The sequence below is a fragment of the Amycolatopsis sp. lyj-90 genome (assembly GCF_046549035.1).
Lineage (GTDB): Bacteria > Actinomycetota > Actinomycetes > Mycobacteriales > Pseudonocardiaceae > Amycolatopsis.
This window is the reverse complement of record NZ_JAJPWP010000001.1, coordinates 141,217-153,081: the sequence shown is the minus strand read 5'-3', so window position 1 is coordinate 153,081 and position 11,865 is coordinate 141,217. Positions and strand designations below refer to the sequence as shown.

The following is an 11,865-nucleotide window of genomic DNA, read 5'->3' as shown; positions in this document are numbered from 1 at the left end:
GCCCGTTCAGCCGACCTGGGCGACCAGAGCACGCACTGTCGCCAGGGTTTCGTCGGGATGGTCGAGGTGCACGCTGTGCGTCGCCCCCGGCCAGCACTCGACCCGCCCGCCGAACGCGGCGGCGAGGCGCTCGTGGGAGCGCCGCATCGCGCTGTCCGGCTTGCGGTCCGCGGTCACCACCACGGCAGGCAGGCTGGGCAGCTCCGCCCCTTGCAAGTCCTTCGCCAGTACCGAGATACCGCGGACCGCGCGGGCCAGCATCGGCGCGTCCAGGTCGCCCGTCCGCACGAACGCTGCCTCGCAGTCGGGCCGGAGTTCCTGACGTCGCGCGGCCCGGACGACGGCGGCGTGGACCACGCGGGGCAGGACGCTACGCAGCACGGGAACCGTCGAGACCGAGCCGAGCACGCCTATCCCGCGCTCCAGACCGGCGCAGGTCCGGGGATCGTCGATGGGCGTCGGGTCGAGCAGGACCAGTCCGGCGACCTTCTCGGGGTGCGCGCGGGCGAGCAGGACCGCCACGGCGCCGCCGAGGCTCTGGCCGACGACCACGACCGGGCCACAGTCCAGGCTGTCGATGAGCGCGCTCAGGTGGGCGGCGGCATCCGCCAGCGCCCCCTCGTCCGTCGAGGCGCCAGTGCCCGGCCGGTCGTGCACGATCACCCGGCAACCCGGATCGGCGACGAGCCCTTCGACCAGACCGGGAAAGAAACCGTCGCAGGCCTCGGCGCCACCGGGCAGCAGCAGTACCGGCTGCCCGGACTCGCCATGGACGCGGACCCCGTCGATCTCCATCAGCGCTCCTCGTGTTCGCGGTATTGTTGCACAATCTTACCGGAAACTGTGACGCAAGGAGAGCCATGGCAGGGAGTCCGAACCGTGCGCAGGCCGCCCCGGAGCGGATCGCCGCGGCCCTGCGCGGAGAACTGCTCGAAGGTGTTCATCCGGTCGGCACCCGCTTCCGCGAAGAGGTGCTGGCCGAACGCTTCGACGTCGGCAGGCACACGATCCGGTCGGCCATCCAGCTGCTCACCGAGCGCGGGCTGGTGGCGCACGAACGCCACCGGGGCGCCGTCGTCGCCCCGCTGAGCAGGCGGCGGATCGACGAGGTCTTCGACTACCGCAAGGTGCTCGAACTCGGCGCGCTGCGCATGGCGCAGGACAAGGGCGCCGACCTGAGCCCGGTGCTCGCCGAGGTCGAGCGCCTGGAGGAACTGGCCGGACGGTCCCCCGCCCCGTCCTGGCGCGAGCTGACCGGGGTGCACGGCGCCGTCCACCGGGCGATCGTCGCGGCGGCGGGCAACCGGCGCCTGCTGGACGACTTCCGGCGCTGCGAGGACGAGATCCGGCTGCTGCTCACCTTCGTCCGGCCGGATTTCGACGCCGCGCGCCTGGCCGCTGTCCACCGCGAGCTGGTCGAAAAGCTCCGGCAGGGCGGGAAAACCGCTGCCGACGCGCTCACCGAGGACATCGACGATGGTGGCCGGGCCGCTTTGCTGACAGCCTTGCACCGGGCCGAAGAGAGCGCCCGGCTGCTCGGGCATTGATCACGGCGTGCCGAGATCGGACCCGGTATGTGCAGGGCCGGGTCGCCAAGGGCCCCTTGCCTACCTTGAAAGTAGTGATGGGGGCCTTCACGGACCGGACCTCCGATCAGCCGAAGCCAGAATCCAGTAGGGCCACTCACGAGGCCTTACAGCCGGATGATGGACTTGCTGTTGCAGTTGGTCGGGGTGGAGCAGGCCTTCACCGTCAGCTGCTTCCAACCGCTCGGCAACCTGACCAAGCCATGGAACACCCCATCGTTGACGTGGACGATGCTGGTCTGACTCGGCGGGGACACGATGAACTGTGCGATGAGAGCCGCAGTCGGCGAGTTGTCGGTCAACGTGGTGAACAGCTCTCCCGGACCGATGGTGGCCTGGACGCTTTGCACCGCGCAGCCGAGCGGGCTGCACACCTCCAGCGACGTGGTCGGCGCGGCGGAGGCGGTGCCCGCCAATCCGGCGAAACCGAGCGCCAGCACACCGGCGACCGTGGTGGCCCGAACAAGAAACTTCATGATCACTCCCCAGTGATTGTCGAGCCACCGAGGCTAAGTACCACCGCTACCCGCGCGATAAATATTCACTAAGGACCGAAAAAGCCCCCTTCCCACGCGAAACGTGAGAAGGGGGCTTCAGCGGTGATCGTCAGGAGGCGACCCCTACGCAAGTAGTCGACTACCTGCGAAGGGCTGTGTGGAAATAGGGACGTTGAGTGTCCCTATTTCCACACACCCCGCCACGATCGGACCAGTGACGGCGGGACTGTGTGGATTTTGGGGCGTTAGATGACCCAAAATCCACACAGTCCACGAATCGCCACTCACGCCCACTACGCAAGTAGTCGACTACTTGCGAAGGGGCCCAAGTACATGAAGCCCCCCTTCACTACCTTTGTGATCGCCACGGCCGCCACTTTCGCCCCACGCGCACCAACAGCCACAGCGGCCGCGGCGCGGTCGTGAGTGGTGATTCGGGTGAGAACGACCCCTCTGCGAGACTTACGCAAAACCAGGATCAGGAGGCTCGATGAGCTCGTTCGCTGTACCGCTGGACGACGAACGCACCCAGCTCGAAGCCTTCATCGAGGAATACCGCGGCGCCATCGAGGCGACTCTCGACGGTCTCACCGAAGAACAGGCCCGCCGCCGGCTCGTCCCGTCGGCGACGACGCTGCTCGGACTGCTCAAGCACGTCACGTGGATGCAGCGGGTGTGGTTCGAAGAGTGCGTCGGGGGAACTTCCCGCCAGGAGCTCGGCCTGCTGCGGAATCCGGATGAATCCTTCCGGCTCTCGGACGAAGACACCGTCGCTTCGCTCACCGCGGCCCACCGGGAAGCCTGCGCCACGGCCAGGACGACGGTCGCGGACCTGCCACTGGACACCGTCGTGACCGGTCACCGGACCGGGCCGCGCACGCTCCACTGGGTGTACCTGCAGGTTCTGCGGGAGCTGGCCCACCACTGCGGACACGCCGACATCCTGCGCGAACAGGTACTCGCCGCCTGAGTCCTCCCTCTCAAAACCGCTCTCGCCGGCTTTCCCTCGCCACGACGTCGGGAAGGTCCGCCAGTCTGCGGAGGCCGTTGAGCGGCTGGCGCATCCGCGGATTGCCCCGGAGCCGATCGGCGTTGCGGTCGAGGAAAGCCCAATAACCGGCGGTGAACGGGCAGGCGTCGGCGCCCACGCGTTTCTTCGGGTCGTAGGTGCATCCGCCGCAGTGGTCGCTCATGCGGTGGATGTAGGCACCGCCCGCCGCGTACGGCTTGGTGCCGACGATTCCCCCGTCGGCGTATTGGCTCATCCCGACCACGTTCGCAGGCATGACCCAGGGGAAGCCGTCGACGAACGCGGTGGCGAACCAGCCGGTGAGCTCGGCCGGGTCGTAGCCGCGCTGCAGGGCGTGGTTGCCCAGCACCATGAGCCGCTCGATGTGGTGGGCGTAGCCGCGGTCCCGCACCCCGGCGAGCGCGGTGCGGAGACAAGCCGCCTCGACCGAGTCGGCGTCGAGTTCCCGCCACCACCGCGGCAGCTTCCGGTGGGCGCGGAGTTCGTTCTTCTTGAGGTAATCCGGCCCCAGATGCCAGTAGAGATGCCAGATCCATTCCCGCCAGCCGAGGATCTGCCGGACGAAGCCTTCGACACTCGCCAGCGGCGCGGCGCCGGACCAATGCCTTTCCTCGGCACGACGGACGACGTCGAGCGGATCGAGCAGGCCGAGGTTCAGCGGTACCGACAGCAGTGCGTGCGACATCGCCCAGTCCGCGCTGAGCATGGCGTCCTGGTGAGGACCGAAAGTGGCCAGCCGGTGGTCCAGGAACCGGTCCAACGCCTGCTCCGCTTCGGCCTGGCTGACGGCGAACAGGCGTGGACCGTCGACACCGACAGGATGGATGTCGCCGTCCCGTTCCGCCCTGTCGAGGTCCGCGCGGACCTGCTCGTCCACTTCGTCCTCGACCGGGAAAAAGGGCGCGGCGACGGGCAAAGTCGATCGCCCCGGCGGGGGACGCCGGTTGTCGTGGTCGAAATTCCATTTACCGCCCGCCGGAGCACCGTCCGGTTCGAGCAGGACGCCGAACCGCCGGCGCTGGTCACGATAGAAGTCCTCCATCACGAACCGCGGCCGGTCCGCCGCCCAGGTCGCGAAGTCCTTTTTGGACCGCACGAATCCCGTTGTCGGCAAGACTTCCCCGACCAGGCCTTGATCCCTCAGACGCCGGACGAGCCCTTCGGCGGCATGCGATCCGGGTTCGTGCACCACGACCGGCCTTCCGAGCCGCCGCAGCCCTTCCGCATAGGTCGGCGCGTCGACGATCCGGGCCCGTTCGCCGAGATCCGCGGCGAGCCGCCGGATTCCCGCTTCGACCAAGTGGATCTTCTGCCGATGGAACGGGCGGCGCGCGAAAGCCGCGGTCGAGCGGATCAGCACCACCTCGCGGTCCCGGTTTTCGGCCGTGCCGTGAAAATGCGGCCCCAGCTGATCACCGAAGAGCCACAACGGTTCGGGTCCGCCCACACCAACTCCCGTTTATCGATTCACAATCGATGCGATTCTAGTCTCGGCCGGGAGTTCCTTCAGCGCGACACGAGCCACGATCGAGTGTGCGAAGCTCAGGCCTTCGACCGCTCGGCGGCGAGGTCCAGCGCGCCCGCCAGGTCGTCGACCCAGGGGGCGCCGCGGAGGTCGAGCCCCTCCCAGCCGGGCCCCGCGACCGCGACGGCGAAACCCTTGCGCTGCAGGCGCCGGCAAAGCAGGAGGTCGACGGTCGCCGGGGACATCGACCACAGCACGACGAGCGCCGGTTCGAGCCTGGCGACCATCCCGGCCGTGGTCTCCGCGGGCACCATGGGGCCGAGGTAGACGGCGGGGATCCCGGCCTCCACCAACGACGCGCGCAGGACTTCGACAGGCAGGCTGTGACGCTCCTCCGGGCAGCAGGCGACGAGCACCGGGCGATCCGTCCGAACGGCGGCGAACCGGGCGACGTAGCGCTGGAGCGCGAAAGACACCTCGGTGGTGAGCGCCCACTCGGACTCGAAACACACGTCACCCCGGAGCCAACGTCCGCCGAGATTCCGCAGGATCGGCAGCAGCACCTCGGTCCACATCTTCGCCGCGCCCATCACGTCGAGCGTTTCGTCCAGCAAGGCCGCGATGGCAGGGAATTCGAGGTCTTCCGAGGCCTGTTCGAGTTCGTCGACCCGCCGGTCCGGGGAAACCTCGGGAAGTGCTTCGTCCGCGCCGGAAAACACGGCCGCCGCCGCCTCGCGCGCCCGGATACCGCGTCCGATCAGTCGCTGCATGTGCTGGAGCCTGCGGACGTCGGCGTCGGAATAGCGACGATGACGCCCTTCCGCCCGCAACGACGGGCCGACGCCGTACCGGGACGCCCAGGTTCGGAGGGTCACCGGGGAAACTCCCAGCTCTTCGGCCACCATCCCGGGAGTCCACGCTCCCGCGGCGGCACTCATCTCGTCGACGTCCATCAACACCTCACGAATTTCAGGTGTAGTCCTCCCCCGCACGGGCGTGCACACCGTGATCAGCTTACGAGACTCCACGCAGGTGAGTACCCGGCGGCGCCTCGGCTCGACCGGGAGGGGCCGGTTCCACCAGGGCGCCACCGGGCTCACGGACCCGGCGCGAGGGGGAGGGTGGCCGGGCCCGCAGGGTGACCGAACGGCATGTCACCCTTGTTCACTGGTGTCGTCTTCGAAGCGCAGGCGATCCAAAACGATACACCAAATATGCAACGATTGCGAATCGAATCCGGACGTTCCGAAAAGCGACATCAGATGTCGTATTCGCTTTGGTACTTCTCGAGGATCGAAGAGGTCCGCCCACGCATTCGCTCCCTGGCACGGTCCCGGGCGATCTCTGCGATCTCCGCCGGTCCGTAGCCCAGCCAGCGCATGGTGTTGAGCGCGATGCTGATCACGTCCGTCGCTTCGCGCGCGGCCGCCCGGGAGTCGCCCTTGGCGAGGTGTTCGCGCATTTCCTCGTACTGGATCTCCGCCGCGCGGGAGAAGTGTTCGAAGGCCTTGGCGCGTATCTCGTCGTGCACTTCGTCCCAGGCGTTCCAGAAGCCCTGGAAGGGACCCAGATCCTCGGTCATCGTCGTCACCCTTCGGTTCACCTCTTCGCCGGCCCGCCTTCGTGACCAGTGACAAATCGCCGGGCCGCGTCGGCTCGCGATTCGTGAGCCATGACGACGACGCGGCCATTCGCATGACGGCAGGATCGCCATGGTCACAGATTCGGAGCAACGCGGAAGCAGTGGAGGCGGATACGTGAAGAAAAGTCAGCCGGCCAGGTTTTTCCGACATTTCCTGACCCTACTGGGAGTAGTACTCGCGATGGCCGTACTCGCGACCGGCACGGCATCGGCATCGGTGTCACCGGCCACCAAGCACTTGATCTCCCAAACGATCACGAACGACGCCCGCGGTACGGCGGGCATCGCGGCCACGACCTGCACGGCGAACCTCACCACCCCGGTCCGGGCCGGCGCCTCCGAGGTGGCCAGCGACTATTCGGTCACCTGTGATCAGGAGGTCACGGGCATCGCGGGCTTCGTCGCGATCTTCCGGGGGAACGAAAGCGCCCCGCTGGGCAACACCGTCGACCAGTTCAATTTCGGGACGATGGGCGGCGGCGAGCAAATCAAGCGGCCGTGCGCCAGCGGCCTCCTCTACGCCGCGATGCGCGCGGTGGTCATCTTCAAGACGGGCGAGCCGAAGATGATCGACCGGACGTTCTTCACCCCCGCTGCCCGCATCGCCTGCTGAGCACGCGGTACCCGGCGGGGACCCCGCAGGTCCCCGCCCTGTGGTGCACATTCCGCCGCGTTCCGGAACGGAGTTCGCGGAGCCGTAAGGTCTCCGAAAGGTCGGAACCCGCACCGGAAAGCCGCCGTCGGATCGCCGATTCAGATCCCGCACGGAAGGCGAATCCGATGACCTATCCAGGCAGGCCCGACCACCAGAACGCTCCCCAGTACTTCGGCACGCCACCGCGATCCGCCACCGTCAAGCCCGGTGTCGCCATCGGGATCCTGATCGCCGTGATCGCACTGACCGCTTTCTGCGTCACCGGTTTCGCCACGCCCGGATTCCTGCTCGGCAAGGGTTCCGGCCTCCTCCCGCCCGCTCCGTCGTCCAGCCCGGCCCCGACTTCCGCACCCACGAGCCGGACGAGCACCACGACCATCAGCCGCCCGACCCGCCCGAGGGTCACCGTCACCAGGCGTCCCGCCCCTCAACCGCCCGAGAAGGGGGTTCAGGTGATCACGGACTTCCTCGCCAAGATCGCCGTCGGCGACAAAGCGGGAGCGATCGCGCTGGCCTGCGAACAGCAGAAGAGGTTCATGGACGACAAGATCGATTCCCTGCTCCCGCCGGGCTCACGGGTCACGATCACCAAGATCGGCGGAACGTCCAAATTCGTCCTGGCAGACGTCGCCGGGACCGTCGAAAGCCGGCGGGCCAAGGGCACGGTGATCGCGGATCGCCGGGACGACGGGGATTTCTGTGTCACGACCTTCAGCATCCGTGACGCCTGAAGCTCAAGTGCCGGGTGCCTCCTCGATCGGGAAGTGGATCGGGCTGAGCAGGTATTGGGCGCGATCCGGCCGGGGCTCGTGGGACAGGACGGGAACGATGGCTTCCCGCATCGCGCCGATCAGCCCGAGAAGCTCTTCGCGGGAAAGCCAGACCGCGTGCTGGCGGTAGCCGACCAGGTCCGCGACCGGATCGGCCCCGTCCCGGTTCAGATAGGCGGTGAACTCGGCCATCAGGGCGGCCAGCGCGGTGGCGAAACTCCGCTGGAAGTCCTCGGTGGTCGCCGATGCGAGGGCGTCGGGATCGATGGCCGCCCGATCCTGACGGAGCCGGTAGCCGCGCTCGACGGCACCTCGCACCCGGCGTTCCTCCACCACTTCCAGGACGCCACCCGTCTCCAGAAGGTCGACATGCCGATAGACCATCGCCTTCGAGGCGTCGGGGACGCGCGCGCAGAGCTGTGCCGTCGTGAGCACTCTCGTGGAGATGGCACTGGGGCCCACTCTCGTCACCACCGCGACCACGATCGTCCAAATGCTGCGCGACGAACACTTCGCCGAGGTCGCGGTGCTCTTCGCGCCACCGTTGCGTGCGGTCGTCTCGACCGACGCGCTCCGAGCCGCGTGGACGGCCGAGATCGGCAAACGCGGATCCGTCACCAGCCGTGGCGGGAACCCTGACCAGGCCGACGGAGCCCGGCAGCCGGGCAGGCGTGGTCCTGCTTCCCGGCGGCGGCCCCTTCGACCGGGACGAGACCAGCGGGCCGAACAAGCCACTCAAGGACCTGGCCTGGGGTCTCGCCTGCCGGGGCGTGACGACGCTGCGTTTCGACAAGATCACCCACACCCGGCGTGACGCCGCGAGCGTTCCCGGCTTCACGATGTCCGACGAATACGTGCCGCACGCCGCGGCCGCCGTGCGCCTGCTCCAGCGAGAGTCCACTGTGGACAGCGAGCGGGTCTTCGTCCTGGGCCACAGTATGGGCGGGAAGGTCGCGCCGCGGGTCGCCGCCGCCGAGCCCTCCGTCGCGGGATTGCTCATCCTCGCGGGCGACACCCAGCCGATGCACCATGCCGCGATCCGGGTCGCCCGCCACCTCGCGACCGTGTCCCCGGCGCTGCTCGGCCAGGACGCCGTCGACCTGTTCGTCCGCCAGGCCGCGAACGTCGACAGTCCCGGCCTCTCCCCCGCCACACCGGCCGCGGACCTGCCTTTCGGCTTTTCCGCGTCGTATTGGCTCGATCTCCGCGGCTACGATCCCGTCGCGACCGCGGCGGCACTGGACAAGCCCATGCTCATCCTCCAAGGCGGTCGCGACTACCAGGTGACCGTCGAGGACGATCTGTCGCGCTGGCAGGCGGGCCTCTCGGATCGCCCGGACGTCACGATCCATGTCCACGCCGCCGACGACCACCTGTTCTTCCCCGGCACGGGACCGTCGACACCGGCCGACTACGAGAAGCCGAACCACGTCGACCGCGCGGTCGTCGACGACATCGCGGACTGGCTGGACGAGACGCGCTAGCGGCTTCAGGACCCGTCCAGGAGATCCAGCTGTTTCTGCACCCGGCCGGACTCGTCGTTGCGCAGCTGGGATTGGTACGCGCGCAGCGCCTCGAGCCACGTCTCGCGCGCTTTGTCCTTGTCCCCCAACGCGGCATGGGTGCGGGCGATGTTGTCCAGAGTGTCCGCTGCCGCGTAGCTCGCGCCGAGTTCGCGGCGGAGACTGAGCGTCTGCTCGAACCGCGTGAGCGCCTTGGCGTGATCACCGGTGGCGAAGGCGAGTTCGCCGAGGGTGTTGAGAACGGCCGCTTCTCCCAAGGGGGACGCATGTTCGCGAAAGAGGGCGAGTGCGGCCTCGCACGCACTCTCTCCCCGGGATTCTTGGCCCAGTTTGATCGCGAAGGACGCGATCATGGTCAGCGCCCACGCTTCGCGGATCGGCCTGTGCGCTTCCCGGTACAGCGACATCGCCTGCGTGGCGTGGTCCAGCGCTTTCGCCAGTTCTCCTTGACGGGCCCACATGTACGCGGCCGCGTGGTGCGTGGGGGCGCGGTGCACGGCATCCAGACCGTCGACTCCGGCGAGAGCGCGCCTGCCGTGTTCGAGCGACTTGGCGTGGTCGCCCTGGCGCGAGTAGGCGTGGAGCAGCATCTGGTTCGCCAGGGTCAGGGGCAGCGGTTCACCCAGTTGCTCGGCCGCGGCCAGCCCCGTCTGCCAGACGGCGACATCGGAATGGACATGCCCTTTCCACCAGTGAAAACCGTGCAGTCCCCAGGCCAGCTGCCAGACGGGCGGAAGCCATCGGCGTTCGAGAGCCGCCTGCTGGACGGAGATGAGGTTGAGGTGTTCCGCGGTGAACCACGCGAGCGCGTCTTGCGGACTCCGCACGGGGCGTGGTGCACAGCCGTCTCGAGGGGCAGGCAGTTCGATGGACTGGCCGTCCGGATCGAGCAGGAGATCGGCGGCGTGCGCGGTGTGCACGTAGAAGTCGACGAGCCGGTGCAGCGCGTCGCCCTGCGCGGTCCGGTCGGGCCGCCGGTCCGCCCGCTCGGCGGCGTACAGCTTGACCAGGTCGTGCATCCGCCAGCGGCCCGGAACATGCTGGTGGATCAGGGAAGTCCGTTCCAATGCCTGCAGCTCCGCGGAAACGCGGCCGGCGGGCGCGTTCAGCAGATTGGCGGCGGCCGCGAGGTCGATGTCGACCACCGGGGCCACTCCCAGCAGTTCGAACATCTTCGCCTGGTCGTCGGAGAGCGCCGCGTACGACCAGGACAGGACCGCGGGCAGGCTGGCGGCCGGGTCGCCTTCGTCGAGCGCGCCCAATCTGGTGGTCGCGTCGCGCAGTTCGGCCGCGAGGACGGCGAGTGGGAAGTCGCGGTGTGCCTCGGCGCGACCGGCGACGATGCTCAGCGCCAGGGGGAACCCGCCGCAACAGGACAGGAGCTCGTCGACCGCGTCGGGTTCGGCGTTCAGCCTGCCCGTGCCCAGTCGCATGGCGAGCATTTCCCGCGCTTCGGTGTCGGAGAAGACGTCCACGGGGATCGGGCGCGCACCGTGGGCGGTGACGAGGCCCGCGAGCCGGTCCCGGCTGGTGATCACCACCGTGCAGCCGGGACTGGCGGGCAGGAGCGGGACGACTTGTTTGGTGTCACGGGCGTTGTCCAGCACGATCAGCATCCTCTTGTCCGCCAGGATGCTCCGGTACAACGCGGACTGCGCCTCCAGTTCGGCGGGCACCCGCGCCGGGTCGACCCCGAAAGTGTCCAGAAAGGCCTGCACCACGGCGCTCGGCGACAAGGGCTGCCCCTCCGGCGCGAACCCGCGCAGGTCGACGAAGAGCTGTCCGTCCGGGAACAGGTCGAGATGCTGGTACGCCCAGTGCAGGGCGAGCCAGGTCTTGCCGACGCCCCCGGTACCGAAGATCGCGGAGATCACGATCGTCGTGGCCTCCTCCGCCGCGTCTTCCAGTACCGAGGTGAGGACGGCGAGTTCGTCCACGCGGCCGGTGAACGAACGCGGCGCCGCGGGCAGCTGCCGCATTTCCGGCTCGCCGCGACCACGCGACGCCGCGAGATACGTGAGATCGGCCGGGTACTGATGGTCCGGCAGCCAGATCCAGCCGATCGCCGACGTGTCTTTGACCTGGACGCGGGCGGGCCGGAACGTGGCCGGATCGATCACTTCGCTATTGCGCACCACTTCGTCGAAGAACCACTTCGAAACGATCACCGCGAGCACGCCCTCGGATCGGGCGAGCGCGGTTCTGAGCGGGGCCGCGTCCAGTAACCGGAATGCGAAATTGACCGATTCCGCAGTCGCGCCGTGGTCGTCGTAGACGATTTCCCCGGCATGCAACGCCATGCGCACCCTGATTCGTTGTTCGGCCGGGTGCGCGACGTTGTGCAGCGTCAGTCCGGCCGCCAACGCATTCGGCAGCAACTCGATGAAGGGCGCCTTCGGAATATGCGACGGCGCGAGCACGAAAACGCCGTCGCCTCGGTCCTCGTGATGACATTCCGACCAGGGCGCGCCCGCCACCTCGAAACCCTGGGACAAGGCGCTGTACAAGGCTTCGCGGACAACGAGCTGATGCGGCGTTGTCCTGCGCAAGTCCGTGAACGCCTCGACATCCACGATCACGATCGTCCGATGTACCGCCTGCTGACGGCGCTCCATCTGGTACCTGTCCCCTCACGGCGACTCTGCCGATTCCCTGCTTCGAAGGTACCACCGCGAGGGACGAAGAGAACGCACCGGA

Annotated in this window: 12 protein-coding genes; 5 read left to right on the top strand and 7 right to left on the bottom strand. The window is 68.2% G+C overall.

Translation table 11 applies throughout. The features are described 5' to 3' along the window. Positions 1 to 6 precede the first annotated feature (6 nt). Positions 7 to 795: an alpha/beta fold hydrolase gene (locus tag ACLJPX_RS00745; protein WP_410598219.1), complete on the bottom strand. Its 789-nt coding sequence runs from the start codon at positions 793 to 795 to the stop codon at positions 7 to 9. A gap of 65 nt (positions 796 to 860) precedes the next feature. On the opposite strand from ACLJPX_RS00745, the gene ACLJPX_RS00740 reads away from it, so the two are divergent. After that, positions 861 to 1,547, top strand: a complete 687-nt coding sequence (locus tag ACLJPX_RS00740) for a GntR family transcriptional regulator (RefSeq protein ID WP_410598218.1) — start codon at positions 861 to 863, stop codon at positions 1,545 to 1,547. A gap of 146 nt (positions 1,548 to 1,693) precedes the next feature. Here ACLJPX_RS00740 and ACLJPX_RS00735 read toward each other — a convergent pair whose 3' ends face one another. Continuing rightward, a complete protein-coding gene (locus ACLJPX_RS00735) occupies positions 1,694 to 2,062 on the bottom strand; it encodes a hypothetical protein (RefSeq protein WP_101613684.1) in 369 nt (122 codons plus the stop codon). Between the two features lie 511 nt (positions 2,063 to 2,573). Between ACLJPX_RS00735 and ACLJPX_RS00730 the strand changes: the two genes are divergently transcribed. Next, positions 2,574 to 3,053, top strand: coding sequence for a DinB family protein (locus tag ACLJPX_RS00730; RefSeq protein WP_410598217.1), 480 nt, complete (start codon positions 2,574 to 2,576; stop codon positions 3,051 to 3,053). Positions 3,054 to 3,063: 10 nt separating this feature from the next. On the opposite strand, the gene ACLJPX_RS00725 is transcribed toward ACLJPX_RS00730, so the two are convergent. The 3 genes from ACLJPX_RS00725 to ACLJPX_RS00715 form a co-directional block, all read right to left on the bottom strand. Continuing rightward, positions 3,064 to 4,560, bottom strand: a complete 1,497-nt coding sequence (locus ACLJPX_RS00725) for a cryptochrome/photolyase family protein (protein WP_410598216.1) — start codon at positions 4,558 to 4,560, stop codon at positions 3,064 to 3,066. 95 nt (positions 4,561 to 4,655) lie between these two features. After that, on the bottom strand, positions 4,656 to 5,531 hold the full coding sequence (locus tag ACLJPX_RS00720; RefSeq protein ID WP_410598215.1) for a MerR family transcriptional regulator: 876 nt from the start codon (positions 5,529 to 5,531) through the stop codon (positions 4,656 to 4,658). A gap of 305 nt (positions 5,532 to 5,836) precedes the next feature. Next, on the bottom strand, positions 5,837 to 6,169 hold the full coding sequence (locus ACLJPX_RS00715; RefSeq protein WP_410598214.1) for a hypothetical protein: 333 nt from the start codon (positions 6,167 to 6,169) through the stop codon (positions 5,837 to 5,839). A gap of 232 nt (positions 6,170 to 6,401) precedes the next feature. On the opposite strand from ACLJPX_RS00715, the gene ACLJPX_RS00710 reads away from it, so the two are divergent. Then, positions 6,402 to 6,833 (top strand): hypothetical protein, encoded by a 432-nt coding sequence (locus ACLJPX_RS00710; RefSeq protein ID WP_410598213.1) that lies wholly within the window; start codon positions 6,402 to 6,404, stop codon positions 6,831 to 6,833. 167 nt (positions 6,834 to 7,000) lie between these two features. Next, positions 7,001 to 7,606, top strand: coding sequence for a hypothetical protein (locus ACLJPX_RS00705; protein ID WP_410598212.1), 606 nt, complete (start codon positions 7,001 to 7,003; stop codon positions 7,604 to 7,606). A gap of 3 nt (positions 7,607 to 7,609) precedes the next feature. On the opposite strand, the gene ACLJPX_RS00700 is transcribed toward ACLJPX_RS00705, so the two are convergent. Next, the gene (locus ACLJPX_RS00700; protein WP_410598211.1) at positions 7,610 to 8,263 is read right to left on the bottom strand and encodes an ArsR family transcriptional regulator; all 654 of its coding nucleotides are present in this window, start codon (positions 8,261 to 8,263) and stop codon (positions 7,610 to 7,612) included. Between the two features lie 5 nt (positions 8,264 to 8,268). Here ACLJPX_RS00700 and ACLJPX_RS00695 point away from each other — a divergent pair, with 5 nt between their 5' ends. After that, positions 8,269 to 9,129, top strand: a complete 861-nt coding sequence (locus ACLJPX_RS00695) for an alpha/beta hydrolase (RefSeq protein ID WP_410598210.1) — start codon at positions 8,269 to 8,271, stop codon at positions 9,127 to 9,129. Positions 9,130 to 9,134: 5 nt separating this feature from the next. Here the strand turns inward: ACLJPX_RS00695 and ACLJPX_RS00690 are convergent, their stop codons facing one another. Beyond that, the gene (locus ACLJPX_RS00690) at positions 9,135 to 11,783 is read right to left on the bottom strand and encodes a tetratricopeptide repeat protein (protein WP_410598209.1); all 2,649 of its coding nucleotides are present in this window, start codon (positions 11,781 to 11,783) and stop codon (positions 9,135 to 9,137) included. Positions 11,784 to 11,865 lie beyond the last annotated feature (82 nt).

What these genes read in the sequence shown, in the direction of transcription:
- ACLJPX_RS00745 (WP_410598219.1), bottom strand. Translation starts at nt 795, where the DNA reads ATGGAGATCGACGGGGTCCGCGTCCATGGCGAGTCCGGGCAGCCGGTA.
- ACLJPX_RS00705 (WP_410598212.1), top strand. Translation starts at nt 7,001, where the DNA reads ATGACCTATCCAGGCAGGCCCGACCACCAGAACGCTCCCCAGTACTTC.
- ACLJPX_RS00740 (WP_410598218.1), top strand. Translation starts at nt 861, where the DNA reads ATGGCAGGGAGTCCGAACCGTGCGCAGGCCGCCCCGGAGCGGATCGCC.
- ACLJPX_RS00710 (WP_410598213.1), top strand. Translation starts at nt 6,402, where the DNA reads ATGGCCGTACTCGCGACCGGCACGGCATCGGCATCGGTGTCACCGGCC.
- ACLJPX_RS00730 (WP_410598217.1), top strand. Translation starts at nt 2,574, where the DNA reads ATGAGCTCGTTCGCTGTACCGCTGGACGACGAACGCACCCAGCTCGAA.
- ACLJPX_RS00690 (WP_410598209.1), bottom strand. Translation starts at nt 11,783, where the DNA reads ATGGAGCGCCGTCAGCAGGCGGTACATCGGACGATCGTGATCGTGGAT.
- ACLJPX_RS00720 (WP_410598215.1), bottom strand. Translation starts at nt 5,531, where the DNA reads ATGGACGTCGACGAGATGAGTGCCGCCGCGGGAGCGTGGACTCCCGGG.
- ACLJPX_RS00735 (WP_101613684.1), bottom strand. Translation starts at nt 2,062, where the DNA reads ATGAAGTTTCTTGTTCGGGCCACCACGGTCGCCGGTGTGCTGGCGCTC.